At 69.6% G+C, this 24,658-nt stretch carries 26 protein-coding genes and 3 tRNA genes; 10 read left to right on the top strand and 19 right to left on the bottom strand.

Annotated elements, in window-relative coordinates:
- Positions 1 to 46: 46 nt before the first annotated feature.
- The 3 genes from G5C66_RS08395 to rplK all read right to left on the bottom strand — a co-directional run bounded on the left by G5C66_RS08395 (position 47) and on the right by rplK (position 2,979).
- Positions 47 to 1,621 (bottom strand): carboxylesterase family protein, encoded by a 1,575-nt coding sequence (locus G5C66_RS08395; RefSeq protein ID WP_165110512.1) that lies wholly within the window; start codon positions 1,619 to 1,621, stop codon positions 47 to 49.
- Between the two features lie 150 nt (positions 1,622 to 1,771).
- Entirely contained in the window at positions 1,772 to 2,488 is a 717-nt protein-coding gene (rplA, locus tag G5C66_RS08390) for a 50S ribosomal protein L1 (RefSeq protein ID WP_165110511.1), read from the bottom strand.
- A gap of 62 nt (positions 2,489 to 2,550) precedes the next feature.
- Positions 2,551 to 2,979, bottom strand: a complete 429-nt coding sequence (rplK, locus tag G5C66_RS08385) for a 50S ribosomal protein L11 (RefSeq protein ID WP_165110510.1) — start codon at positions 2,977 to 2,979, stop codon at positions 2,551 to 2,553.
- Between the two features lie 235 nt (positions 2,980 to 3,214).
- Here rplK and G5C66_RS26435 point away from each other — a divergent pair, with 235 nt between their 5' ends.
- The 3 genes from G5C66_RS26435 to G5C66_RS08370 all read left to right on the top strand — a co-directional run bounded on the left by G5C66_RS26435 (position 3,215) and on the right by G5C66_RS08370 (position 7,504).
- Positions 3,215 to 4,414 carry a lytic murein transglycosylase gene (locus G5C66_RS26435; protein WP_165110509.1) on the top strand — a complete coding sequence of 400 codons (1,200 nt, stop codon included), beginning with the start codon at positions 3,215 to 3,217 and terminating at the stop codon, positions 4,412 to 4,414.
- A gap of 111 nt (positions 4,415 to 4,525) precedes the next feature.
- On the top strand, positions 4,526 to 6,238 hold the full coding sequence (locus G5C66_RS08375) for an alpha-glucosidase (RefSeq protein ID WP_165110508.1): 1,713 nt from the start codon (positions 4,526 to 4,528) through the stop codon (positions 6,236 to 6,238).
- A 108-nt stretch (positions 6,239 to 6,346) separates the two neighbouring features.
- A complete protein-coding gene (locus G5C66_RS08370) occupies positions 6,347 to 7,504 on the top strand; it encodes a glycosyltransferase family 4 protein (protein ID WP_165110507.1) in 1,158 nt (385 codons plus the stop codon).
- A 175-nt stretch (positions 7,505 to 7,679) separates the two neighbouring features.
- Here the strand turns inward: G5C66_RS08370 and nusG are convergent, their stop codons facing one another.
- From nusG to G5C66_RS08355, 3 genes are all read right to left on the bottom strand, one after another.
- Complete coding sequence (gene nusG / locus G5C66_RS08365; RefSeq protein ID WP_338144112.1) at positions 7,680 to 8,477, bottom strand: transcription termination/antitermination protein NusG; 798 nt, start codon at positions 8,475 to 8,477, stop codon at positions 7,680 to 7,682.
- Positions 8,478 to 8,539: 62 nt separating this feature from the next.
- Positions 8,540 to 8,785, bottom strand: coding sequence for a preprotein translocase subunit SecE (gene secE, locus G5C66_RS08360; RefSeq protein WP_420901732.1), 246 nt, complete (start codon positions 8,783 to 8,785; stop codon positions 8,540 to 8,542).
- 46 nt (positions 8,786 to 8,831) lie between these two features.
- Positions 8,832 to 8,904: transfer RNA gene (locus tag G5C66_RS08355), tRNA-Trp, on the bottom strand.
- Positions 8,905 to 9,033: 129 nt separating this feature from the next.
- On the opposite strand from G5C66_RS08355, the gene G5C66_RS08350 reads away from it, so the two are divergent.
- From G5C66_RS08350 to rlmC, 5 genes are read left to right on the top strand one after another with little or no spacing between them, the layout of a single operon-like run.
- The gene (locus G5C66_RS08350) at positions 9,034 to 10,317 is read left to right on the top strand and encodes an aspartate aminotransferase type Ic (protein ID WP_165110504.1); all 1,284 of its coding nucleotides are present in this window, start codon (positions 9,034 to 9,036) and stop codon (positions 10,315 to 10,317) included.
- The gene (locus tag G5C66_RS08345; protein ID WP_338144111.1) at positions 10,314 to 11,375 is read left to right on the top strand and encodes an adenosine deaminase; all 1,062 of its coding nucleotides are present in this window, start codon (positions 10,314 to 10,316) and stop codon (positions 11,373 to 11,375) included. The genes G5C66_RS08350 and G5C66_RS08345 overlap by 4 nt, the downstream gene beginning before the upstream one ends.
- A gap of 15 nt (positions 11,376 to 11,390) precedes the next feature.
- Entirely contained in the window at positions 11,391 to 12,065 is a 675-nt protein-coding gene (locus tag G5C66_RS08340) for a DUF4190 domain-containing protein (protein ID WP_165110503.1), read from the top strand.
- A 3-nt stretch (positions 12,066 to 12,068) separates the two neighbouring features.
- The gene (locus tag G5C66_RS08335; RefSeq protein WP_165110502.1) at positions 12,069 to 12,467 is read left to right on the top strand and encodes a DUF4190 domain-containing protein; all 399 of its coding nucleotides are present in this window, start codon (positions 12,069 to 12,071) and stop codon (positions 12,465 to 12,467) included.
- Between the two features lie 3 nt (positions 12,468 to 12,470).
- Positions 12,471 to 13,598 (top strand): 23S rRNA (uracil(747)-C(5))-methyltransferase RlmC, encoded by a 1,128-nt coding sequence (rlmC, locus tag G5C66_RS08330; RefSeq protein WP_165110501.1) that lies wholly within the window; start codon positions 12,471 to 12,473, stop codon positions 13,596 to 13,598.
- A gap of 226 nt (positions 13,599 to 13,824) precedes the next feature.
- Here the strand turns inward: rlmC and G5C66_RS08325 are convergent, their stop codons facing one another.
- From G5C66_RS08325 to G5C66_RS08275, 11 genes are all read right to left on the bottom strand, one after another.
- Positions 13,825 to 14,853, bottom strand: a complete 1,029-nt coding sequence (locus tag G5C66_RS08325; protein WP_165110500.1) for a UDP-N-acetylmuramate dehydrogenase — start codon at positions 14,851 to 14,853, stop codon at positions 13,825 to 13,827.
- Entirely contained in the window at positions 14,846 to 15,244 is a 399-nt protein-coding gene (locus G5C66_RS08320) for a MaoC/PaaZ C-terminal domain-containing protein (protein WP_165110499.1), read from the bottom strand. The genes G5C66_RS08325 and G5C66_RS08320 overlap by 8 nt, the downstream gene beginning before the upstream one ends.
- On the bottom strand, positions 15,244 to 15,651 hold the full coding sequence (locus G5C66_RS08315) for an FAS1-like dehydratase domain-containing protein (protein ID WP_165110498.1): 408 nt from the start codon (positions 15,649 to 15,651) through the stop codon (positions 15,244 to 15,246). Before G5C66_RS08315 ends, G5C66_RS08320 begins: the two co-directional genes overlap by 1 nt.
- Before the next feature lie 215 nt (positions 15,652 to 15,866).
- The gene (gene rpmG / locus G5C66_RS08310; protein WP_091042824.1) at positions 15,867 to 16,037 is read right to left on the bottom strand and encodes a 50S ribosomal protein L33; all 171 of its coding nucleotides are present in this window, start codon (positions 16,035 to 16,037) and stop codon (positions 15,867 to 15,869) included.
- A 46-nt stretch (positions 16,038 to 16,083) separates the two neighbouring features.
- Positions 16,084 to 16,157: transfer RNA gene (locus tag G5C66_RS08305), tRNA-Met, on the bottom strand.
- Between the two features lie 50 nt (positions 16,158 to 16,207).
- Positions 16,208 to 16,280, bottom strand: a tRNA-Thr gene (locus tag G5C66_RS08300).
- Between the two features lie 73 nt (positions 16,281 to 16,353).
- Positions 16,354 to 17,784: an amidase gene (locus tag G5C66_RS08295; RefSeq protein WP_165110497.1), complete on the bottom strand. Its 1,431-nt coding sequence runs from the start codon at positions 17,782 to 17,784 to the stop codon at positions 16,354 to 16,356.
- Between the two features lie 28 nt (positions 17,785 to 17,812).
- Complete coding sequence (locus tag G5C66_RS08290; protein ID WP_165110496.1) at positions 17,813 to 18,490, bottom strand: LrgB family protein; 678 nt, start codon at positions 18,488 to 18,490, stop codon at positions 17,813 to 17,815.
- Positions 18,487 to 18,876, bottom strand: a complete 390-nt coding sequence (locus tag G5C66_RS08285) for a CidA/LrgA family protein (protein WP_165110495.1) — start codon at positions 18,874 to 18,876, stop codon at positions 18,487 to 18,489. The genes G5C66_RS08290 and G5C66_RS08285 overlap by 4 nt, the downstream gene beginning before the upstream one ends.
- Positions 18,873 to 19,811 carry an ROK family protein gene (locus G5C66_RS08280; RefSeq protein ID WP_165110494.1) on the bottom strand — a complete coding sequence of 313 codons (939 nt, stop codon included), beginning with the start codon at positions 19,809 to 19,811 and terminating at the stop codon, positions 18,873 to 18,875. The genes G5C66_RS08285 and G5C66_RS08280 overlap by 4 nt, the downstream gene beginning before the upstream one ends.
- Positions 19,812 to 20,018: 207 nt before the next feature.
- The gene (locus tag G5C66_RS08275) at positions 20,019 to 21,050 is read right to left on the bottom strand and encodes a pirin family protein (protein ID WP_165110493.1); all 1,032 of its coding nucleotides are present in this window, start codon (positions 21,048 to 21,050) and stop codon (positions 20,019 to 20,021) included.
- 157 nt (positions 21,051 to 21,207) lie between these two features.
- Between G5C66_RS08275 and G5C66_RS08270 the strand changes: the two genes are divergently transcribed.
- Positions 21,208 to 22,326 (top strand): glycosyltransferase, encoded by a 1,119-nt coding sequence (locus G5C66_RS08270; protein WP_420901735.1) that lies wholly within the window; start codon positions 21,208 to 21,210, stop codon positions 22,324 to 22,326.
- 96 nt (positions 22,327 to 22,422) lie between these two features.
- A complete protein-coding gene (locus G5C66_RS08265) occupies positions 22,423 to 22,653 on the top strand; it encodes a hypothetical protein (protein WP_165110491.1) in 231 nt (76 codons plus the stop codon).
- Here G5C66_RS08265 and G5C66_RS08260 read toward each other — a convergent pair whose 3' ends face one another.
- Both G5C66_RS08260 and G5C66_RS08255 read right to left on the bottom strand, forming a co-directional pair.
- Positions 22,654 to 23,541 (bottom strand): DMT family transporter, encoded by an 888-nt coding sequence (locus tag G5C66_RS08260; protein ID WP_165110490.1) that lies wholly within the window; start codon positions 23,539 to 23,541, stop codon positions 22,654 to 22,656. It lies immediately after the preceding gene.
- A gap of 69 nt (positions 23,542 to 23,610) precedes the next feature.
- Positions 23,611 to 24,658 (bottom strand): hypothetical protein (locus tag G5C66_RS08255; RefSeq protein ID WP_165110489.1); only part of this gene is annotated, 1,048 nt, incomplete at its 5' end.

Raw genomic sequence — 24,658 nt, 5'->3', positions numbered from 1 at the left:
GGCCCGCCACCCCTCGGGGCGGCGGGCCATTCGAGGTGGTCGGACGTCAGCCGAGAATGCCGTCCCAGAAGGAACAGTTGCTCGTCTCGACGGTGTCCACCAGACGAATTCCACCCTCGCCCGGAGCCAGCTGGAGCACGTCGCCGGAGCGCCGGAACGCGGGCCAACGCGCCGCACCCGGATCGGCCGGACGACCGTGGTGGGCGAACGACGTCCAGTAGGAGACCATCGTGTCGGACAGCTCTGTCTGTGCCTCGTCGAGCTCACCGAGCAGACCCGGGAAGAGGTACGTCAGCTCGGTGGCGTGCTCGGCACCCTCGTCGTATCCCGGCAGGTCGATCAGCGGCGGCGCGCCCCGGTCGGCGAACTGGTAGGCGAAGACGTTCACCCCGGCATCGGTGAGCAGCCGGAACGCATCCTGGTGGGCGCAGGTCGAGAGCGCACCGGCGGAGTCGGTGCGGATCGCGGCCAGTGCGTGGCGCGGGTCGTCGTAGGCATCGGCCGGGTAGAGCGCGAGGACGGCGTCGGCCGCGGGGCCGTAGGTGCTGCGTACGACCTCTTCGTACTTCTGCGCGGTGATCGGCTGGGGATATTCGAGGCCGACGTAGAGGCGCATCTCGTCCAGGGTCGACCCGTGCATCACCGGGACCCGGTTGAACCGCCCCGACGCGATCGCGTCGGGGTAGGTGCGCGGCAGGACACGTGGGTCACCGACGACCGGACCTGCGTTGAGCCGCGCGGCAGCGAACGCCTCGATCAGATCCTTGACCGGCGTGGCCCGCAGACAGTCCGCCACGTCAGCGACGTCCCCGCAGCCCACCGCGGCCGCCAGTCGCTGCCCCTCGGCTTCCGCACCGGCGTCGGTCCGGGCGGGCGCGGCACAGGAGCCGCTCTGCGGGATCGCCTTGTGGAACAGCCCGGCAGCAGCCGGCGAGGCGATCTGGGCACAGGTGTCGATCGAGCCGGCGGACTCCCCGAAGACCGTCACGTTGCCGCGGTTGCCGCCGAACGCACCGATGTTGCGCTGCACCCACCTCAGCGCGGCCTGCTGGTCGAGCAGGCCGTAGTTGCCGGACTCATACGCTCCGTCCAGCTGCTGGTGCGCGAGCCAGCCGATCGCGCCGAGGCGGTAGTTGGCGGTCACCACGACGACATCTCCCTGGACGGCCAGCTTGCTCGCGTCGTAGTTCGAGCTCGACCCGGTGGTGTTGCCGCCGCCGTGGAACCACACCATCACCGGCAGCTTCCGCTTCACCGGCCGGTCCGGGACGAAGACGTTGAGGAACAGGCAGTCCTCGACGTACGTCGTCCCTCCCCCGTACGCCGGGGCGATCTGCGCACACTGGCTGCCCGGCTCGGTGGCCCCCCGCACTCCGGACCACCGGGCAGCCGGCGCCGGAGCCTGCCAGCGCCGCTCGCCGATGGGCGGCGCTGCGTACGGAATGCCCTGGAAGGTGCGGTAGCCGTCGTGGGCGAGTCCCCGGACCACGCCCTTGTCGGTCGCGATGACCGTGTCGGATGTGTCGGATGTGTCGGATGGGGCCGCCGCCGCGCCGGTGAGGCCGGTCATGGTGACCGCCGCTGAGACGAGCGCAGGGAGGAGGACGCGAAGTCTGAACACCGATGTTCCTTTCGTCGACCTCCCGACAGTAGGAGGCCGCGGACCCGGTGGGCAGTGCCGGAGGAACAGAAACCTGACGTGCGCAGCGCACAAATGCATCGAGCGCCGCTGCCCGGGGGCAACGGCGCTCGATGGGTTGGTCAGAGAGGCTCAGGCCTCGTCCTCGACCGCAACGTTCTTGATGCGGTTGGGGTCGACCTGGACACCGGGGCCCATGGTGGTCGAGAGGGTGACCTTCTTCAGGTAGCGGCCCTTGGAGGAGGACGGCTTCAGACGAAGCACCTCCTCGAGAGCAGCGGCGTAGTTCTCAGCGAGCTGAGCCTCGGAGAAGGAGGCCTTGCCGATGATGAAGTGAAGGTTGGCGTGACGGTCGACCCGGAAGTCGATCTTGCCGCCCTTGATGTCGGAGACGGCCTTGGCCGGGTCCGGGGTGACGGTGCCGGTCTTCGGGTTCGGCATGAGGCCGCGGGGGCCGAGCACGCGGCCGAGACGACCGACCTTGCCCATCATGTCGGGGGTCGCGACGACGGCGTCGAAGTCGAGCCAGCCACCGGAGACCTTCTCGATGAGGTCGTCGCCACCGACGACGTCCGCACCGGCGGCACGAGCGGCCTCGGCCTTGTCCGGAGCAGCGGCGAAGACGATGACGCGCATCGTCTTACCGGTGCCGTGGGGCAGGCTGACGGTGCCGCGCACCATCTGGTCGGCCTTACGGGGGTCGACGCCGAGACGCATGACGACGTCAACGGTCTCGTCGAACTTCTTCTTGCTGGAGCCCTTGGCGATCTTGATCGCGGCCAGCGGGGCGTAGAGCTCGTTCTTGTCGAACGTCTCCGACGCCGCGCGGTAGGTCTTGCTGCGCTGCATGGTGATTCCTTCGGTAGTTAAGAGGAGATGTGGTTAGCGAGCCAGCGCGGCTCTCCCACGTATCAGTCGGTGGTGACGCCCATGGAGCGGGCGGTGCCCTCGACGATCTTCATCGCGGCGTCGATGTCGTTCGCGTTGAGGTCGGGCAGCTTGGTGGTCGCGATCTCGCGCACCTGGTCCTTGGTCAGCTTGCCGACCTTGTCCTTGTGCGGGACGGACGAGCCCTTCTTCAGGCCGGCGGCCTTCTTGATCAGCTCAGCGGCCGGCGGGGTCTTCGTGATGAAGGTGAACGAGCGGTCCTCGTAGATGGTGATCTCGACGGGGACGACGTTGCCGCGCATGGACTCGGTCTGGGCGTTGTACGCCTTGCAGAACTCCATGATGTTGACGCCGTGCGGACCGAGCGCGGTACCGACCGGCGGGGCCGGGGTCGCGGAGCCGGCCTGCAGCTGCACCTTGACGAGCGCTGCGATCTTCTTCTTCGGAGGCATTCTTGAGATCTCTTCCTTCTCGTGGTCATGACGAAGCCGTTCGTACGTTTCGGCCTCTGCCACCTGCTGTGTTGCTCTCGCAACCGGTCAATTGTCGGTGATCGAGGTCGGTTCCACGAAATCAGCGACAGGCCCGGGTCCGGCGCAGGTGCGGGTTCACTGACCGGACCCCTCTTCATGACGTCCGCCACATCGTCCTGACATACTCCCCCGGGGATTTACAAAGGGAGCTCAGTTGTTCAACCGACGTCGTCTGTCCATGTTCGCCGCGCTGGTGCCGCTGTCCGTGCTCTCGGCCGCCTGGACCGCCGCCAGCACCGGCGCCGGCTTCGATCCCGTCGAACCGGTGACGCTGCCCGGCGGCGAGCCCATGGCGACCTCGGTGATCGACCAGCCCGCGAGCGTCACCGAGCCGGCTCCGTCCCAGGGTGCCCGCAAGGGCGCACGGACCGGCACGATCGCCGTCGCGATGGCGCAGGGACGCGACATCCCGATGCCGGCGCTGGCCGCCTACCAGCGTGCGGCCGCCGTGGTGACCACCGCCGACAGGGCCTGCGCCCTGGACTGGACGCTGCTCGCCGCCGTCGGGATGGTCGAGTCCGACCACGGCCGCCTGAAGAGCAGCCGGCTCGACTCCGCGGGGAAGGCGACACCGCCGATCTACGGCCCCGCGCTGACCACGCCCGCGGGCGACCCCTCCCCCGACACCGACGGAGGCTCCGTCGACAAGCTCCCCAGCGGCGACCGTGCCGTCGGGCCGATGCAGTTCATCCCCACGACCTGGCCGTTGGTCGCCGTCGACGGGGACGGGGACGGCGTACGCGACCCCCAGGACATCGACGACGCCGCCCTGGCCGCCGCGGTCTACCTCTGCTCGGGCGACGAGGACGTCTCCACCGATCGCGGGAAGCACGCCGCGCTCAGTCGCTACAACCAGAGCCAGGCGTACGTCACCACGGTCCTGAAGATCGCCAAGGGCTACGCCGACAGCCCCTACGGCGGTGACGACGTGGAGCTCGCCGCCGCTGCCCCGGCCCATGCCGAGCCCAGCCCGTCCGGCCATGGGCCGAACGCGGGGAAGAAGACCGACAAGAAGCCCGGGAAGAAGAAGCCCGCCACCACCGCGCCGAAGCCGTCCGCCGGAGCCAAGCCCTCCGCTACGCCGAGCTCGAGCCCGTCGCCCACGCCCACCCCCAGCCCGACGCCGTCCGACGACGGCAGCTGGGCCTCGATCTCCGAGCGGCGCGGTATCTGCGCCGCCGAGCTCTCCTCCCGCTTCCCCGACCTCGCCGCCGGCTGGGACACCAACCGTGCCGTGGACTCCTGCAGCATCCGGCTGCTCGGCAAGACCGTCACTGAAGCCCGGGCTGCCGTGCCCGGTGTCGTCACCGACATCACCGGGTACGTCGAGTGGCTCATCGACACGCTGCCGTGAGGCTTCCTCGCACCCCCGAGCGCTTTGCGCTCCGGATAGGCTCGCAGCAAGGCCACAGTCGCCCAGGTCACTCTCGACACTGGCATGGTGGCAGACGCGAGGCGGTGGCACATGGCCACACCCGGCGTGGGTCGATCGCCGGACCACGAGGCGTGGTGGCGGTCGGCAGTCGTCTATCAGATCTACCCCCGCAGCTTCGCCGACTCCGACGGTGACGGCGTCGGCGACCTGACCGGAATCGTCGAGCACCTGGACCACATCCAGGAGCTGGGGATCGATGTCATCTGGCTGTCCCCGGTGTATCGGTCGCCGCAGCGGGACAACGGCTACGACGTCAGCGACTACCAGGCCGTCGATCCGCTCTTCGGCACCCTGGAGGACCTCGACCGGCTGCTCGCTGCGGTGCATCTGCGGGGTATGAGACTGATCATGGACCTCGTCGTCAACCACACGTCTGACCAGCACCCGTGGTTCCTCGCCTCCCGCGGCTCCCGTGACGTTGCCACCTCCGGGTGGTACTTCTGGCGGGACGCACGGCCAGGGACCGTGCCCGGGGAGCCCGGGTCGGAGCCGAACAACTGGGGCTCGTCCTTCGCCGGCTCGGCATGGACGTGGGCGCCGGAGCGCGGTCAGTACTACCTGCACCTGTTCTCGGCGTCCCAGCCGGATCTGAACTGGGACAATCCGGAAACCCGCGAGGCCGTCTTCACCATGATGGACTGGTGGCTCGATCGCGGGGTCGACGGCTTCCGGATGGACGTCATCAACTTCATCTCCAAGGATCCCCGACTTCCAGACGGGCCGCTCACCCGCGACGGATACGGCGACGGCATGCCGTACTTCAGTCACGGCCCCCGGATCCACGCTTATCTGGCCGAGATGAAGAGCCGCGTCTTCGACCCTCGGCCGGGGAGCTACCTCACCGTGGGCGAGATGCCGGGCGTGACGCCCGAGCAGGCCCGCGAGTTCACCGACCGGGACCGCGGTCAGCTGGCCATGGTGTTCCAGTACGAGCACGTCTCCCTGGACGCGGACGGCGACAAGTGGACCCAGCGGCGGATGAGCGTGAACGACCTGCGCGACACACTCTCGAGGTGGCAGACCGCCCTCGGCGACACCGGATGGAACAGCCTCTACTGGAACAACCACGACCAGCCCAGGGTCGTCTCACGCTACGGCAACGACGCCACGTACTGGCGTGAGTCGGCCACCGCGCTCGCCACGGTGCTGCACCTGCACCGGGGCACACCGTACGTCTACCAGGGCGAGGAGATCGGCATGACCAATGCCGAGTTCGCCGGCATCGACGACTACCGGGACATCGAGTCGCTCGACTATTACGCCAGAGCGGTCGGTACGCACCGCGAGGACGTCTCCGTCGTGCTCGACACCCTGCGACGCCGAAGCCGGGACAACGCACGTACGCCGATGCAGTGGAGCGCCGCGCCCGGTGCCGGTTTCACGACGGGGAGCCCCTGGATCGGCGTCAATGCCAACCACAGTTGGTTGAACGTCGCCTCGCAGCGTGGCGTACCGGGTTCGATCTATGAGTACTACCGCGCCCTGATCGCGCTGCGGCATCGCCTACCGGCCGTGGTGGACGGGCACTTCGCCGCTGTGGAGACGGGCCGTGACCAGATCTACGCCTTCCGGCGCCACCTGGGCGACACGGCTCTCACCGTCTACGCGAACCTCTCCGACCAGCCGGTCTCCCTCGACCGCAAGGACCGCTTGGCTCGCGACCTGGTGCTGGCCAACTATCCCGCGAGCAGGCGCGATCCCGACCGGCTCGAGCCCTGGGAAGTCCGCGTCTACGTGAGGTGAGCCTTCACCGGCTAGACTGAGGCCAAGACTGCAGGACACCTGCCGCTCGCCGCGGACATCGCGGAAGCACATGGCAGCGGTGTCGGCAGCGACTCGCAGAGTGGGCAGATGCCTTCGTATCACGGCGATCGTCCGAAGACAGTCGGACCCATCTACTTCATCTGGAACCCACACCAGCCGCTGCCAGCAGGCACCGGGGGCACCGAGAACTACACGATCGGGCATGTCCGCGAGCTCAATCGCCGCGGAATCAACGCCCATATCGTCACCATCGGAGTCGGCATCACGGACGGCCGCGACGAGTTCACGGACATCCCGTTCCTCTCGATGGCGCGCGTCGCGGATGTCGGCGACCTGGACGGCGTGGTGATCTTCGTCGCCGAGTTCCCCGTCGTGGAGACCAAGCGACCGGCGTACCAGATGCTGCACGTGCCACCTCCGGGCGCCGACGCCGACCGAGTGCGCGTCGCGGCCACGATGCAGGACCGATCGCTGATCGCGACCAGCCGGTTCTCGGCCCATCTGTGGGCCGAGTTCCTCGATGTCGACGTCGACACCATCAGCATCGTCTACCCGTATGCCGAGCAGTGCTTCAGCACCGAGTTCCGCCCACCCGCGGAGGAGGCTGAGATCCGCATCCTCTACGCGGGCCGGCTGAGCCCGGAGAAGGGGATCTACACGTTGCTGGCGATGCTCGACCTTGCCCCGACCGGTCAGGAACGAGCCTTCACCTGCACGGCGACGACCGCCGGCGCCGACAAGCCACAGGGCCGCAACATCGAGCGCGTCCTCGAGGCCCATCCCAGCGTGCGGCTCGTGCCCCGCAGGACCACGCCGGGCGCGATGGCCACGTTGATGGCGCGGCACGACATCATCGTCATGCCCTCCAACAGCCAGTACTGGCACGAGACCTTCGGCATCGTCTCGATCGAGGCCCAACACTCAGGTTGCCGCGTGGTCGCCTCCGACGACGGCGGGCTCCCCGAGACGGACTGCGGCTCGATCACGCTGGTCGCGCCCGACGACCCCGCCGCGCTGGCGCGAGGCATCCGCTCGGCTGCCGCTCTCGGCGCGGTCGACGAGCTCGTCAGGATCAACGCTGCGGCTCGGTTCACCGTCGACAACTCCGTCGACGGGCTCATCGACGTGCTCCTGATGCCTGCTTCGATCACGCCCGCTGCCGTCGTACGCGACTTGGAGACTCTCGTGCGGTTGCCGGCGGCCAGCGATCCGCAGGGGTTCTCGACGTCGCCGGCGCCGGTCTGACCCGGAACAGCCAAGGAAATGCATCAGGCCCCTTGCTCGCGGATGCGGGCAGGGGCCTGACTGTTACGGGAAAGTGGGTCTCGACCCGCTTACTCCACTTCGCAAGCTCAGTGGTGACGCTCGCTCGACCTTTTCGCGTTACGACCCTGCTCGCTTCGCTCGCAGGGTCGTAGGCTCAAACCTTCTCGATCTGGTTGAACGAGAGCTCGACCGGGGTCTCGCGGCCGAAGATCTCGACGAGAGCCTTGACGCGCTGCGACTCGGCGTTGAGCTCGGTGATGGTCGCGTGGAGGGTGGCGAAGGGGCCGTCGACGACGGTGACCGAGTCGCCCTCGGCGAAGTCGACGACCTCGACCGGCTTCTTGGCGGTGCCGGTGGCACCGGCGCTGGCGGTCGCGGCCTCACCGGCGGCGGCAGCCTCGGCCTCGGCCTGCGCGACGACGGCGGGGGCGAGCATGTTCTCGACCTCGGTCATCGACAGCGGCACCGGCTGGTGGCTGTGGCCGACGAAACCGGTGACCGACGGGGTGTGGCGTACGGCGGCCCAGGACTCGTCGGTGAGGTCCATCCGGACCAGGACGTAACCCGGGAGAACGGTGCGCTTGACCATCTTGCGCTGGCCGTTCTTGATCTCCGGGACCTCCTCGGTGGGGACCACGATCTCGTGGATGTAGTCCTCCATGTTGAGGGAGACGATGCGGTTCTCCAGGTTGGACTTCACCCGGTTCTCCATGCCGGAGTAGGTGTGGATCACGAACCAGTCGCCCGGCTTGGCCCACAGCTCACGGCGGAACGCCTCGAGCGGGTCGTCGTCAGCGGCCTCAGGGGCCTCGCCCTCGACGATCTCGTCGAAGGAGGTGTCGGCGTCAGCGGCCTCGTCGGCCTCGTCGAACTCGGCCTCTGCAGGCACGTCGGAGGCGGCCTCGGCCGTCTCGAGGACCTCGGTCTCCTCGGTGTAGTCCTGCTCAGACACGTCCTGCTCCAAACCGTTGAATGTGTATTTCGGGTGTGTTCCGCGGGCCGGGGCCCACGCGATCACGCGTCGCGGCCGCCGAACACCCAGAACATCAACTTGCCGAACGCGAGGTCAAGACCCGCAGTGACCGCCATCATGACCAGGACGAAGACCAGAACCACGATGAAGTACGTCGTGAGCTGCTGCTGCGTCGGCCAGACGACCTTGCGGAGCTCGGCCACGACCTGGCGGTAGAAAGTCGGGAGACTGGTGCGCTTCTCCGTCTTCTTGTCGTTCGGAGTCGGGACTGCCTTGCTGTCCGTCACGCCGCCACCTTCTCTCGAAAACGTTTCCATCGCTGGTCCGGCTTTGCAGGGCACGAGGGACTTGAACCCCCAACCTTCGGTTTTGGAGACCGATGCTCTGCCAGTTGAGCTAGTGCCCTACGGAGGTCTGCATCAGACGCGCGGTTGAGGGCGCGGCTAACCATGTGGGAAGACCACCAACGGTGAGTCTACGCACTGGGCAATGGCCGCTCCAAAACCGGGGTGCGTTGACCCATAGGATTGCTGGCATGACCTCAGATCCCCGTCCCCTCGCCGAGCTCTCGCGCGAGGAACTCGAAGCGTTCGCAACGGAGCAGCGCACGGCGTACGACAACTTGGTGGCCAAGGGCCTGAAGCTGGACCTGACCCGGGGGAAGCCCTCCGCTGACCAGCTCGAGCTCTCCGACGGCCTGCTCCATCTCCCCAAGTCGACGACGGCCCCGGACGGCACCGACACGCGCAACTACGGCGGGCTGGCGGGCGGCATCGAGATCCGGGAGATCTACGCCGAGCTGCTCGGCCTGGAGACCGACCAGCTCATCGCCGGCGGCAACTCGAGCCTCACCATGATGCGCGACACGCTGATGTACCTGTGGCTTCACGGCGGCGTCGACAGCGAGCGCCCGTGGGGTCGTGAGGAGACGGTGAAGTTCATCTGCCCGGTGCCGGGCTACGACCGCCACTTCACGCTGCTGGAGTGGTTCGGGATCGAGATGGTGACCGTCCCGATGCACGCCGACGGGCCCGACGTCGAGGCCGTCGCCGCGCTGGTCAAGGACGACCCGGCGATCAAGGGCATGTGGCTGGTGCCGACCTACGCCAACCCGACCGGCGACACCACCTCGCAAGAGATCGCCGAGCGGCTCGCCTCGATGCCGACCGCGGCTCCCGACTTCAAGATCTTCTGGGACAACGCCTACGCGCTGCACCACCTGACCCCGGCCGAGACCAAGACCGCCGACGTGGTCTCGCTGGCCAACGCGGCCGGCAACCCCCACCGTCCGCTGGTCTTCGCCTCGACCTCCAAGGTCACCTACGCGGGCGCGGGCGTCGGCTTCTTCGGCGGTTCGAAGGAGAACGTCGCCTGGTGGCTCGACCACCTCAGCCACGGCGCGATCGGCCCGGACAAGGTCAACCACCTGCGCCACGCGGAGTTCTTCGGCTCCGCGGCCGGCGTACGCGAGCACATGGCCAAGCACCGCGACCTCCTGGCTCCGCGATTCGCGGCCGTCGAGGACGCGCTCAGCAACGAGCTGGGATCGCTCGGCATCGCGACCTGGACCAAGCCCGCGGGCGGCTACTTCGTGAGCCTCGACGTGCTCCCCGGCACCGCGACCCGGGTGATCGAGCTGGCCAAGGGCGCCGGCGTCGCGCTGACCCCGGCGGGTTCGGCGTTCCCCGGCAAGGTCGACCCGGAGGACACCAACATCCGGCTGGCGCCGTCCTTCCCGCCGTTGGAGCAGGTCAGCGGGGCCATGGAGGTCGTCACGGTGTGCGTGAAGCTGGCTGCCGCGGAGAAGCTGCTCGCGTGACTGCTGACTCTGGCGAGGCCCGACGCGACCTGCGTACGCTGCCGAAGGCGCATCTGCACCTGCACTTCACGGGTGCGATGCGCCACGAGACCCTGCTCGAGCTGGCCGCCCGCGACGGGATCCGGCTGCCCGAGCAGCTGGTCTCGGAGTGGCCCCCGGCGCTGAGCGCGGCCGACGAGAAGGGCTGGTTCCGGTTCCAGCGGCTCTACGACGTGGCCCGGTCGGTGCTGCGCACCGAGGCCGACATCCGGCGGTTGGTCATGGAGGTCGCCGAGGACGACGTACGCGACGGCGGCAGGTGGCTCGAGATCCAGGTCGACCCGTCGGGCTATGCGGCGAAGTTCGGCGGGATCACGGCATTCACGGATCTGGTGCTGGACGCCGTCCGCGACGCGGAGCGGGCGACCGGGCTCGGGATCGCGGTGATCATCGCGTCCAACCGCACCCGGCACCCGATGGACGCGCGCACGCTGGCGCGTCTGGCCGGGCAGTACGTCGACCACGGTGTGGTCGGGTTCGGGCTCTCCAACGACGAGCGGCGCGGGCGGACCGAGGAGTTCGACCACGCCTTCCGGATCGCCGAGCGCGCCGGACTGCGGTTGATGCCGCACGGCGGTGAGCTGCGCGGGCCCGAGCACATCCGCACCGTGCTGCGGTCGCTGCACGCGACCCGGTTGGGTCACGGCGTACGCGCGGCGGAGGATCCTGAGCTGCTCGACGAGATCGTTCGTGCGGGCGTCGCGCTGGAGGTCTGCCCGACCTCCAACGTGTCGCTCGGCGTCTACTCCGACCTCACCTCGGTGCCGTTGCCGCAGCTGCTGGACGCGGGCGCGACGGTGGCCCTGGGGGCCGACGACCCGCTGCTGTTCGGGTCCCGGCTGGCGGCGCAGTACGCCACGATGCGGGCCGCCCACGAGCTCACCGACGAGACCCTCGCCGACCTGGCCCGGATGTCGATCACCGCCTCCACCGCGCCCGAGTCGACGAAGAAGGGGCTGCTCGCCCAGGTCGACGACTGGCTCACGACGCCCTCGCAGCCCACCGATTCGCCGAGTTAAGACAGAATGTCGGCCATGACGAACCCGTCCGACGATCAGCCCGATCTCAACAAGCCGGCCGACGCCTCCCCCACGCCTCCGCCGAACCCGTCCGAGCCGACTCCCGAGTCGGATCAGTCCGACGTGACCCGGGTGGCGACCCCGCCTGGGTCGACGCCGCCCGCGCCGACCCAGCCGATGTACGGCCAGACCTACGGCGAGCAGCCGTCCAACCCCTACGGCGGGGCGACCTTCGACCAGAACCCGCCGGTTCCGCCGGCTCCGACGGCGGGCTACGGGCAGACGCCTCCGCCGCCGACCTACGGCGGTCAGCCGGGGTACGGCCAGGCGCCCTACGGCGCCCCGGCTGCGTACTCGGCCCAGGTGGGCACCCCGGACTCGGGCGCGACCACCGCCATGGTCCTGGGCATCATCGGGCTCGCGGGCGGGTTCTTCTGCGGTCTCCCGATCGTGCTCTCCCCCTTCGCCCTCTTCATGGGTCTGTCCGCGAAGAAGCGGATCGACGCGGCCGCCGGGGCCCTGACCGGCCGCGGCAACGCACAGGCCGGTTTCATCCTCGGCATCATCGGCACCGTCCTGCTGGTCCTGAGCATCGTCGTCATCACCATCGTCATCATCATCGGCGTCAGCGGCGGCTTCGACGACAGCAGCTACGACAGTGGCTACGACAGCTACGACAGCGAGTTCTGAGAGATGACGAGCACGCCTCCGCCGGGGTACCAGCCGGCGCCCTACGGGATCCCGCAGCCTCCTCCCCACCCCGAGGCCAACTCGGCGATGGTCCTCGGGATCGTCGGGCTGTGCCTGTCGGTCATGTGTGGCGGGATCGGCGTCTTCGTCGCGCCCTTCGGATGGGCCAAGGGCAAGCGGGTGATGTCCGAGATCGACGCCAACCCGGCGGCCTACAGCGGCCGCGGCAACGCTCAGGCGGGGTTCATCACCGGCCTCATCGGGACGATCTTCGGGGCGCTCTACATGCTCTTCTGGATCGCCTACATCATCTTCATCATCGTCATGATCGTCGTCGCCTCCAACGAGACCGACACCACGACGTTCGACAGCATCAACGCGATGCTCAGCAGCCGCATCTGACGAATGGACTGCGGCTACTTCACCTCCGGCGCCTGCCGCTCCTGCCGCTGGCTGGAGATGGCGTACGCCGACCAGCTCGCGCAGAAGCAGCGGCGGGTCGCGGAGGCGCTCGACCCGGTCGGACTCGACGCCGCACGCTGGGAGGAACCGGTCTCCAGCCCGGAGGCCGGTTTCCGCAACAAGGCCAAGATGGTCGTCGCCGGGTCGGTGGAGGCACCGACGCTGGGGATCCTGTCCCATGACGGTCTCGGCGTGGACCTTCTCGCCTGCGGCCTGCACACGCCGGGGCTGCAGGCCGCGCTGCCGGTCCTGTCCCGGTTCGTCACGACCGCCCGGCTGACCCCCTACTCGGTGCCCGAGCGGCGCGGCGAGCTCAAGCACGTGATCGCCACCGAGGCGCCCGGCGGCGAGCTGATGGTGCGCTGGGTGCTGCGGTCCACCGAGGCGCTGTCCCGGCTGCGCAAGCACCTCCCGGCGCTGCTGGACGAACTGCCGATCGCGGTGGCCTCGGTGAACATCCAGCCGGAGCACAAGGCGGTCATCGAGGGTCCTGAGGAGATCTTCCTGACCGCCCGCGAGGCGCTCACGATGGAGGTCAACGGGATCGGCCTGCGGCTGCGTCCCCACTCGTTCTTCCAGACCAACACCGCCGTGGCCGCGGCCCTCTACCGCCACGCCCGAGACCTGGTCTCCTCGGTGTCACCCGCCACCGTGTGGGACCTCTACTGCGGTGTCGGCGGCTTCGGGCTGCACGTCGCAGCCCCCGGTCGCGAGGTGCTCGGTGTCGAGTCCAGCGAGCAGGCGATCGAGGCCGCCGCGTCGACCGCCGCCGAGCTCGGCCTGCCCGGCACGAGCTGGGTGGCCGGGGACGCCGCTGCGTACGCCCTCTCGGCAGGCTCCGCGCCCGACCTGGTCATCGTCAACCCACCGCGGCGCGGCATCGGCCCCGCGCTCTCCGGGTGGCTGGAGGAGTCGGGCGTCGAGCACGTCGTCTACTCCTCGTGCAACGTCGACACCCTCGCCCGGGACCTGGGCGACATGCCCTCGTTGCGACCGGTGTCCGCACGCCTGCTCGACATGTTCCCGAACACCGACCACCACGAGGTGCTCATTCTCCTGCGGCGGTCCTGACGCCGAGTCGGCGCTGATGTCCCGGAATCTCGCGCCGAGTTCAGCGTGGGACATTTGCGCCGACTCGGCGGGATCGGGTCAGGTCCAGAGCGCCGAGGACCAGAGCTGCGAGACCGAGGACGATCGCCATCGCCATCCCGCCAGCGACGACGCCGTCACGCGACCGCGCACAGCTCGTCGTCATCGCGTATCGCCGTCATCGCCTACGAGCCGGGGCTGGTCTCGCCTAGAGCTCCACGCCGAGCATGACGGGCTCGTTGACGAGCACGATCCCGTACGCCGCCTCGACCCCGTCGCGGACCTCCCGCGCCAGGACGAGCAGGTCCTCGGTGGTTCCCTCGCCGCGGTTGGTGAGCGCGAGGGTGTGCTTCGTGGAGAGCGACACCTTGCCCGCCAAGCCGTCGGGTGTATGGCCCTTCTTGAAGCCGGCGTGGTCGATGAGCCAGGCGGCGGAGGTCTTCACGGTGCCGTCGGGCTGCGGGTAGGCCGGAGCGCCCTCGGGCACGTCCTCGGGCGCGACGACGGGGTTGGTGAAGAACGAGCCCGCCGACCAGGTGTCGTGGTCGGCCTCGTCGATGACCATGCCCTTGCTGCTCCGCAGGGCCAGCACGGCCTCCCGGATCTGCTTGGACGGCACCCGGGTGCCCTGCTCGACGCCGAGCGCGCCGGCGAGCTGCGCGTACGCGATCGGGGACCCGGTCTCACCGTCCGTGCCGAGCAGGAACGTGACCGCGAGGACCACGTGGCGCCCGGGCGCGGCCTTGAACCGCGACCAGCGGTAGCCGAACTCGCACTCCTCGGCGGTGAAGCTCTGCACCTCGCGGAGCTCGCGGTCGAAGACCTTGACCGAGGCGATGGTCTGAGAGACGTCCTGGCCGTACGCCCCCACGTTCTGGATCGGCGTCGCGCCCACGCTGCCGGGGATGCCGGAGAGCGCCTCGATCCCGCTCCAGCCCTTGTCGACGGCGGTCGACACGAAGTCGTCCCAGGTCTCGCCTGCCGCCACCGTGACGCGTACGCCAGCCTCCACCGTCTCCACGTCGACCCCGGTGGTCGCCAGCTTGATGACGGTGCCCGGGAAGCCGGCGTCGGCGACGACCAGGTTGCTGCCGCCGCCGAGGACCAGCACGTCCTTGCCGGCCGTGTCGGCCGCGGTCACGGCCTCGATGATCTCCGCCTCGGTGGTCGCGGTGACGAACTCCGCCGCCGGGCCGCCGAGATGGAAGGTGGTGTGTCGGGAGAGAAGCTCAGGCACGCACGGTCACCTTCGGCATGCCCAGGACCTTCTGGTCGCCGGAGACGACGGTCAGGGTGATCGTCGCGACCCCGTCCTCGACCGACTTCACGGTGCCGCTGACCGTCACCGAGGTGCCCTCGTCGTCATCGGGCACGACGACCGGGTTGGTGAACTTCGCGCCGAAGTCGACGACCTCGGCACCGTCGGTCCACTCCGAGACCGCGCGGGCGACCAGGGCCATGGTGAACATGCCGTGGGCGATCACGCCGGGCAGCCCGACGGCCGTGGCAACCCGGTCGGACCAGTGGATCGGGTTGAAGTCGCCGCTCGCGCCGGCGTAGCGCACCAGCGACGCGCGGGTGACGGGGTAGGTCTTCGGGGCCAGCTCGGCGCCTGCTTCGAGAGTCATCAGGCGACCTCCGCCGCTCGGTGGACCAGGGTGGCCGACGTGGTGCACACGACCGCGCCGGAGTCGTCGGTGATCTCCGAGACCGTACCGATGATGTCGTTGCCGCCGATCTGGCGCAGCGAGGCGACGCTCAGCGTCGCGGTCAGCACGTCACCCGGCGCGATCGGCCGCGCGTACGAGAACTTCTGCTCACCGTGCACGATCCGCAACAGCTCGACCTCGACGTCGTCGAGGAAGGCGTTCATCGCGTCGAAGGCGAGCACGATCGGGAACGTCGCCGGGACCGGGTCCCCGCTCTCCCAGCTCACACCGGTGGCGGCGGCGAACTCCCGCACCTTCTCGTCGGTGACCCGATAGGGCCTGGTCGGAGGAAACGCGCGCCCTACGAGCGACCCATCAACTGCCATGCGGACAACTCTAGTGGCCTGCCGAGAAGTCGCCCGCGTCGGCCGAGGCGTCACGCGCGCAGGCCGAGAGGGCACCGGCCTGCCGACTCGACCGACGGGAGTGACTTCTCGGCCGACCGGGGTGACTTCTCGGCAAAAGAACGAACGCCCCGCCTCCCGGAACTCGGGGCGGGGCGTTCGGAGCGCCGATCAGCGTCGCGCTCTACTGTGATGCTTCAGCGGGTCTCGCGGTGCGCGGTGTGCTTGCGGCAGCGCGGGCAGTACTTGTTGAGCTCGATGCGGTCGGGGTCGTTCCGACGGTTCTTCTTCGAGATGTAGTTCCGCTCCTTGCACTCGGTGCAAGCGAGGGTGATCTTCGGGCGAACGTCGCTGCTCTTGCTGGCCACGGGAGAATCCTTACGGTGCTGATCGAGGTGATGCGGTCTTTGGCGGTAGCGGGGGCGGGGATCGAACCCGCGACCTCACGATTATGAGTCGTGCGCTCTAACCGCCTGAGCTACCCCGCCTCAACAGGAATCAGGCCCGCAGTATTCCTACTGCGGGTCCCGAACTCCAGAGCCCCTTTACGGAATCGAACCGTAGACCTTCTCCTTACCATGGAGACGCTCTGCCGACTGAGCTAAAGGGGCGTTGCGAGAGAGAACATTACGGCACGGCGCGATGCTCAACAAATCGGCACGACCCCTCCGAGCAACGGTCACATCATCCCAGGTCAGCAGGGTCCTCGGCGCTTCGACCAGGCTCCCAGATGTGCGCGAAACCCATCGCTTCCTCGAGCTCGTAGGACAGTTCGAGCAGCATTCGCTCGCGCCCCGGGGCGGCGCCGAACATCATCCCCTGGGGCAGTCCCGCGAGGGTCTGCTGCACCGGCAGCGATACCGCCGGCCCGCCGGTGACGTTCTGCCACGGCGTGAACGCGACCCAGTCCATCAGCCGCTTCATCACCAGCTCGTAGGCCTGGCTCGGCGCCAGCCTGCCGATCTCAGGCGTCTCGTGGGCGACGGTCGGCGTCAGCACGATGTCGTACGCAGCATGGAACCCCTCCGCGATCGCCTGTGCCTTGCGCAGCCGGACGATGGCGGCGGGGACGTGCTTGGCGTTCTTCATCGTGTGCTGTGCCAGGCCGACGGTGAGGTTGTCGAGCCGCTGGCGGTCCCAGGTCTTGCCGCGGAGCGGGCCGGCGTTGACCAGGGCGACGGCGAGCGTGCCCCAGTAGAGGACGAAGTCGTCGGCGAAGGTCTCGGGCACCGGCGGCGCCACGGTCTCGACGGTGTGCCCGAGCTCCTCCAGCACGGCTGCGGTCTTGAGCGTCAGCTCGGCGACCTCCGGGCTGGCCTCGCGGCCCAGCGCTCCGGTGAAGACGGCGCAGCGGAGCCGATTCGTCCCCGGCCCGGTGACATCGCCGATCAGCGGCAGCGAGGTGTGATGGGCCTTCTCCGCCTCCCGGAAGAACGCGGCCGTGTCGCGCACGCTCCGGGTCAGCACGCCGTCGGTGACGATCTTGAGCGGCAGCAGCCCGTAGAGCGGGTCCTGCGGCAGCCGGTCACGCGTCGGCTTGAGCCCGACCAGACCGCAGGTGCCGGCGGGGATCCGGATCGAGCCGCCACCGTCGTTGCCGTGAGCCATCGGCACCGCACCAGCCGCCACCAGCGCCCCCGACCCCGCCGACGAGGCACCTGCCACCCGGCCGGCGTCCCACGGGTTGCGCACCGCACCCAGCCGCGCGTGCTCGGCGGTGCCGGAGAAGCCGAACTCGGAGAGCTGGGTCTTGCCCAGCGACAGCAGGCCGAGCTTGAAGAGCAGCTTGGTCATCTCGCCGTTGCGGGAGGCCGGCGGCGTGACGTACGAATCCGTGCCGTTCCTGGTGGGCACCCCGGCGACGTCGGTGTTGTCCTTGATCAGGGTCGGCACGCCGGCGAAGAAGCCGGCGCGGGGAGCGCGCGCCTGGACCCGCGCCCGGTCGAAGGTGCGGTAGGCCATCGCGCCGAGCGCGGGGTCGACCGCCTCGATCCGGGCGATGGCCGCCTCGACGACCTCCAGCGTGCTGAAGTCCCCGCGCCGAAGGCCCTCGGCGACCCCGACCGCGTCGAGAGTGCCGAGTACGTCGTCGGTGAAGGCGTGCACGCGAGCCATGAGACCAACGTTAGGGCGTGGGTCGGGGTCAGAGGAGGAAGTACGCCACCAGCGGAACCATGAGACACGTCACCGCCGCGGTGAGCCCCATCGCCAGCCCGGAGAAGGCGCCCTCGACCCGGCTCTCCTCCAGCATCCGGGCGGTGCCGATCCCGTGGGAGACCGCGCCCACGGCCACCCCGCGGGCCCGCGGGTCCCGGATCCGGAGCAGGGTCAGCACCCGCGGGCCGACCATCGCGGCGACGATCCCGATCACGATCGCGAAGGCCGCCGACAGCTCCGGATAGCCACCCAGACGCTCGGTCAGCTCGATCGTCACCGGCGTCGTCACGGCCTTCGGGGCCATCGTCCGCTCCAGCACGTCGCTGCCGCCGAGCCAGCGCACCAGCAGGATGCCGCTGACGATCGACACCGTCGCGCCCGCGGTCAGCGCGACCAGGACGGGCACCACCATCCCTCTCAGCCGGGCGACCTGGTGGTAGAGCGGGATCGCCAGCGCCACCGTCGCCGGGCCGAGCAGGAAGCTGATCAGCGTGGTGGCATCGGCATAGTCGTCATACGTCGTGCCGGTGGCCGTCAGCAGCGCGCCGACGATCACGATCGCCACCGCCACCGGCTGGGCGAGCGGGGAACGGGTCCGCGCCCGCAGCCACCGCCCGAGCTCGTACGCCGCCACCGTCACGAACAGCCACAGGATGACGCTCACTCGATCTCCTCCCCCGGAGCACCATCCGTGCCGACGGCCGACGGGACGCGGCGGAGGAACAGGGTGAGCACCCAGCCCACGGTGGCCAGCCCGAGGAGCCAGGAGCCGAGCAGCGCGACGACGATCGGCACTGCCGAGTCACGGATGACCGCGAGGTAGACGATCACGCCGACGCCGGCCGGGATGAAGAACAGCTGCAGGTGGGAGAGGAAGTAGTCGCCGACCTGGATGACCGGGTCGTCCTCGCCGTCACTGCGGCGCAGCACCAGGACGACGAAGAGCAGCAGCATCCCGACCACCGGGCCCGGCAACGGGATCCCGGTCAGCTCGACGATCGCGGTTCCGGCCAGCTGGCACCCGAGCAGCCAGAGCAGGCCGACGATCACGACGCGTCGGTGATGGACTCGATCGCCATCGCGGCGCAGCCCACCAGACCCGAGGAGTCGCCGTGCAGCTGGGCCATGAAGGTGAGCTCGCGGGTGGCGATCGGGTTGGCGCGGGCGTAGACGCTCTCGCGCACGCCGGCGGTGTAGAGGTCGAAGGCCCCGGCCATGTCGCCGCCGATGACGACGACCTCCGGGTTGAGCAGGTTGACGGCGGTGGCCACGACCTCGCCGAGCTGTCGTCCGCCCTCGCGCAGCAGCCCGCGCGCCACCGCGTCGCCGGCGAGCGCAGCGGCCACCAGGTCGCGTACGTGGCCGGCGGGGACGCCGGAGTCGGTCAGCCGCTGGGCGAGCGCCCAGCCGGACGCGACCGTCTCCAGGCAGCCGGTCGAGCCGCAGCGGCAGGGCCGGTCACCGGCGGCGTCGATGCGGGTGTGACCGATCTCGCCGGCCGCCCCGAGGGCACCTGTGACCACCTTGCCGTCGGTGATGATGCCCATGCCGAGACCGGTCGAGGCCTTGATCACCAGGGCGTTGCGTACGGGATGGTCGGAGTTGAAGAGCTCCGAGCGCGCCAGCGCGTGGGCGTCGTGGGCGAGGATCAGCGGGGCGTCGGTCAACGAGGTGAAGTAGGGCGCCAGCTGGACGCCGTCCCAGCCGCCCATCGCCGGGGTGTCGATGCTCATCCCGAGGTCGGGGTTGACCACGCCGGGGAGGCTCATCCCGATCGCCAGCACCGGCAGGTCGATCGAGGCCACCATCTTGGTCATCCGCTCGACGACCTCGGGCATCAGCGCCTCGGCGGAGATGCCGACCTCGTGGTCGCGGGTGTCGCCAGCCAGCTCGCGCCCGGCGAGGTCGAAGACCGCCGCCTGACTACGGCTGCGGCCCACCGCCACGGCCAGCACGACCCCTGGGTCTGAGGTTTCGTCACTCACGACTGCAGTCTAAGCACGAGCGCTGACCCCACCTAAGGCCGCCGGCTAGGGCATGTCTGGTAAAGACACGGCGGCCGCGAGCGGCGTTTCGGGCCGATCTGGCAAGGCGTCCGCTGCGAAGGCATCCTGGAGGCTGTCGAGCGGCGGCAACGCAGCCAGATCGGATGCGAAACGTCGCGTAGCGGGCGTGGATTTGCCAGACATGCCCTAGGACCGCGAGCGCAGGCGCGCGTTGGGCAGCGGAGGCGCCGGGATCGGCCTCTGGTGGTTCCCCTCGACCAGCCCGAAACGCCCCTCGGCGAGGTCCTGGGAGTCCTCGACCACCTCGCCGCCACCGCGGGTGACCTGGTCCTGCCACTCCTGGCGGTAGCCGACGACCTCGTCGTGGGTGCGCCCGACGAAGTTCCACCACATGATGATCGACTCACCGAACGGCGGACCGCCGAGCAGGAGCAGCCGGGTCCAGGCCTCGCCGGCTTGCAGGACCAACGTGGTGGCGCCCGGAGGCGCGTACGCCAGCGAGTCCTTCGGCACGGTGGCCGAGGCCGGTCCGGACGGGCCGGTGCCGGTCATCGACACCTCACCGGTGTCCACGAGCACACCGTGCTCGAAGCGGGAGTCGACCGGGATCTCGAGCCGGGTGCCGGGCTCGAGCAGGATCTCGGCGCCGAGGATCTCGGAGTAGGTCCGCACCGGCGAGGTGGTGCCGAGGAGCGACCCCAGGAAGACCCGGACCGTCGCGCCGTCGCGCTCGATCGGCGTCGGCCGGTGGTTCTCGAAGGCCGGCTCGACATCGCGGAACTCGTCCGGCAGCGCGACCCACAGCTGCGCCCCGTGCAGGACGGTGGTCTCGGGCGTCGAGTTCTCCGAGTGGGAGATGCCGCGTCCGGAGGTCATCAGGTTGACCTCGCCCGGCCGCACCATCGCCACCGTGCCGACCGAGTCGCGGTGCTCGATCTCCCCTGTGAACAGCCAGGACACCGTCGCCAGCCCGGTGTGCGGGTGGGGCGGCACCTCCATCCCGCCGGAGACGACGACGTCGTCGGGGCCGTAGTGGTCCAGGAAGCACCACGCACCGATCAGCGAGCGCGAGCGAGCGGGCAGCGTGCGGCGTACGTTCATCGCCCGCGGACCACCGAGGGGCACGTCACGGGGAGTGATGATCTGGATCTCGACGCCTTCGTCGCCGGTCCCGCCGACACACTCGACAGGGGTGGGGTGCGCGTCCAGGTTGGTCATGCCTCAACGCTACTCCGGACCGGTCTCCCCTGAACCAATACGCCGCCTCGCCATGCCGACGTCACATCGAGGTCGCCGAAGGGCTACCTCGATGCCACACGATGAGCCCGTGCTCATCGCTCAGCTCGCGAACTTCGTCGGTCCCACCTCCGGCGGGATGAAGACGGCTCTGGAGGCCCTCGCCCGCGGTTATCGCGAGGCGGGCCACGACCGGCTCCTCGTGGTTCCCGGCCCGTACGACGCGGTCACCTCGACCGACCTCGGCGAGGTGGTGCAGCTGAGAGCACCGCGCGTGGGCGGCGGCTACCGGCTGATCATCGAGCCGTGGCGGGTGACCGACGTGCTGACCCGCTACCGCCCGACGAGCCTCGAGGTCAGCGACAAGTTCACGATGCTGCCGGTCTCCCGCTGGGCCCGGCGTCAGGGCATCGGCACGGTGCTCTTCTCGCACGAGCGGCTCGACGAGTACATGCCCACCTACACCGGCATGGACACCACCTCGAAGGTCTCCACCGCGCTGCTCAACCGGATGCTGGTGCGCTCCTTCGACCAGGTGCTGGTGACCTCCGACTACGCCCGGCACGAGTTCGAGCCGCTGGCGGCGACCGTCGGCTGCCCGATCGCACAGGTCCCGCTCGGCGTCGACCTGGACTTCTTCCAGCCCTCGCTCGGGCACCGCGACGACACCCTCCGGCTCGTCCACGTCGGCCGTCTTTCCCGGGAGAAGTCGCCCGACCTCGCCGTCGCCACCGCCGTCGAGCTGCACCGCCGCGGGTTCGACGTACGCATGGACGTCTACGGCGACGGGCCGCACCGCGCCGAGATCGAGGCTCTCGCCGCCGAGGCGCCGGTCGTCTTCCACGGGCACGTCTCCGACCGCCACCAGATCGCGCGAGCGCTGGCGGAGGCCGATGTCGCGCTCTCCGTCTGCCCCCGCGAGACCTTCGGCCTCGCCGTCCTGGAGGCCCTCGCCAGCGGTACGCCGGTGGTGACCGCCGACCGCGGCGGCGCGCGTGAGCTCATCGACCCCCGGTGCGGGGCCTGGGCCGCGGCGCATCCGGCAGCGCTGGCCGACGCGGTCATCGACGTCGCCGAGCGTCCCATCGTCGCGACCCGCCACGCGGCACGGGCGCGGGCCGAGCAGTTCCCGTGGTCACGCACGATCGAGGACATGCTGGAGCTCCACGAGAGCCTCGCCCAGGAGACCGCTCCGACGTATCTGCTCGCCCGGTCGCGGCAGCGGCAGGCGGCGCGGCGCTCCCGACGCTATGCGTGATCGGAGCGAGGTCGTCAGAGTGTCGCTGCACACTGGCTGTTGAGAAGTCGTTACCCTGCTGTGACCCTTCCCAGCCAATGACCACGTGAGGCGCACATGAGCGAGCTGACCACGCAGCAGCGTACGCACTTCGCCGACTCCTTCGGGCCGGTGTGTCGCGCGTACGGAGAAGATCCACTGACCTCCTACGACTATCGAGACGTCACCTGTGGCGAGTGCCGGCATGCCGCGCCCTACATCAGCGCGCTGCCCGAGCACCTCCGGCCCAGGTCGACCACGCGGACGAGGCGGCGCTCCTGGCCGCGCTCGATGCAGGAGCGGGTCTAGCTAGGGCACCCGGATCTCGGCCCGCTCCGGCTGGACCGGCGTCCACCTGACCACCGAGCGTGACCGGGCGAGCCCGACGATGCCGGTGACGAGCAGCGCTCCGGCGGACACCGCGACCCAGGGCGTGGGGGCAGAGGCACCGAAGGCGACGACCGCTGCGACGTACGAGACGGTGGGGTTGGTGATCGTCATCGCCGCCATCGCCCACGGCAGCGGACCGGCGGCGAGCGCCGCCTGGGTGAGCACGATGCCGAGGCCGCAGGTGCACAGCAGGCCGTAGAACGCCGGCAGCGTGAGCAACCCGAGGAAGCCGTCGGCAGCGGCCCGGTCGGCGGTGATCTTCAGCAGCACCGAGGTGGTCGCGAACGAGCACCCGGCCGCGACGGCGGTGGTGGCGGCCGCGATCGGCGGCGGGAAGCGGTGCGCCACCAGCAGGAGTACGCAGATCACGACCGCCGCGCACGCCGCGAAGAGCGCGACGCGACCGACATCGGCGTAGGTGCCGCCGCGGTGGTCGTCGGTGACCAGCAGGATCACACCCCCGCAGATCGCGGCCCCGCTGACCCAGTCGGCGGCCGTCGGAAGGTGGCGGGCGGCGATGGAGGCGAAGACGAGCGCGAAGAGCAGCTGCGTGGGCATCACCGACTGCACCACCGAGATCGACCCGAGGTGGAGCGCGACCGCCTGCACCCCGAAGCCGACCGCGTTGATCACCGCGCCGGTGACCCACAGCGGGTTGCGCACCAGCGCCAGCATCAGCTGCTCGATCCCGTAGATCCCGCCGCTGCGGCCGGGCGCGAGAGCGCTGGCGCGCTGCTGAACCGCAGCCGAGAGCGAGAACAGGACGCATGCGCCGATGGCCAGTCCGACGGCCGCAGCATGATGCATGCTGCGACGCTAGACCTCCCGGGGAAAGCCCACCCGCCGCTCACGCGAGCACGGGATGAACCCTGGGAGTCAGTTCTTCACCTTCGCGCCCATGATCTCGCCGTACTCGACCCCGAGGACCGACGGGTCGCCGTCTGTCGGCACCAGCACCGCGACCGACACCGCCGACCGGATCGACAGGTTCTTGCCAGCCCGGCTGCGGAACTCGTCGTAGGGCGGGTTCCACTCCCACTCGCCATCCTGGCCACCGACGATGGTGTCGGTCGTGAAGTCGAGCATCACGAGCGCACCCTCGGGCGTCTGCACGATCCGGGTGCTCGTCGCGTCGAAGGGCTCGGCGGTCGTCCTGACCAGGTCGACACCCATGTCCGAGGCGTACGCAGCGATCTCGGCGCCGGGGGCGGCGAGCTTCTTGAACCCGTTGAGACCGTCGATCCGCTTGGGCTTCTCGAGATAGGCGTCGATCTTCGCGGCGACCTCCTCGACCCGCTTCGTCACCGCGGCGGAGGCCGGAGCCGCACCCTCGACCTCGGGCGGGACGGCCTTCTTCTTGACCCCGAGGCTGCTGCGTACCTTCCAGGGCGACAGGGCGTCCTGCTGCTCGTAGACGGCCAGCCGGGTCAGCTTCGCCTTCTTCTCGCCCTTGACGTTGACCTCCACGACGGCCCACATCGGGTACTCGTGGAGCTGCACCGACCACACCCGGCCCGGCACCCCCACCCAGGTGGGCGGGCGGTCCCGGACATCGAAGCTCTTGTTGGCCGTGGACGTGAGCTGGTCCTTGGCCAGGACCGGACCGCTGTCGGCCTGGGCCCAGGCCTCGGCATCCCACCTGCCGGGCTGGTTGGCCTTGATCGCCTTGTTGTTGCGCTTGTTCCAGTCCTTCATCAGGTCCGCCACCGCGTCCTTCCGCAGCGAGACCTTGCTGGCTTGCTCGAGCTCGACGGACGCGGGCATCGAGCAGCCGGTGAGCGAGATCGTGAGTACGCCGATCCCGGCGGCCACGCCCAGGCGGCGGTAGAGCCCGCCCGCCGGTGGCCGAGGCGCGGCCGGGCGGACCGGCCCGGGCCCGGCCATGACCGGACGGGCCGGCGGCAGCGGGTGCCCGGGGTGGGTC

The sequence above is a fragment of the Nocardioides turkmenicus genome (genome assembly GCF_011045035.1).
In the GTDB taxonomy this organism is placed as follows: Bacteria; Actinomycetota; Actinomycetes; order Propionibacteriales; family Nocardioidaceae; genus Nocardioides; species Nocardioides turkmenicus.
The sequence above is the reverse complement of the archived record's forward strand: the minus strand, read 5'-3'. Positions and strand labels throughout refer to the sequence as shown.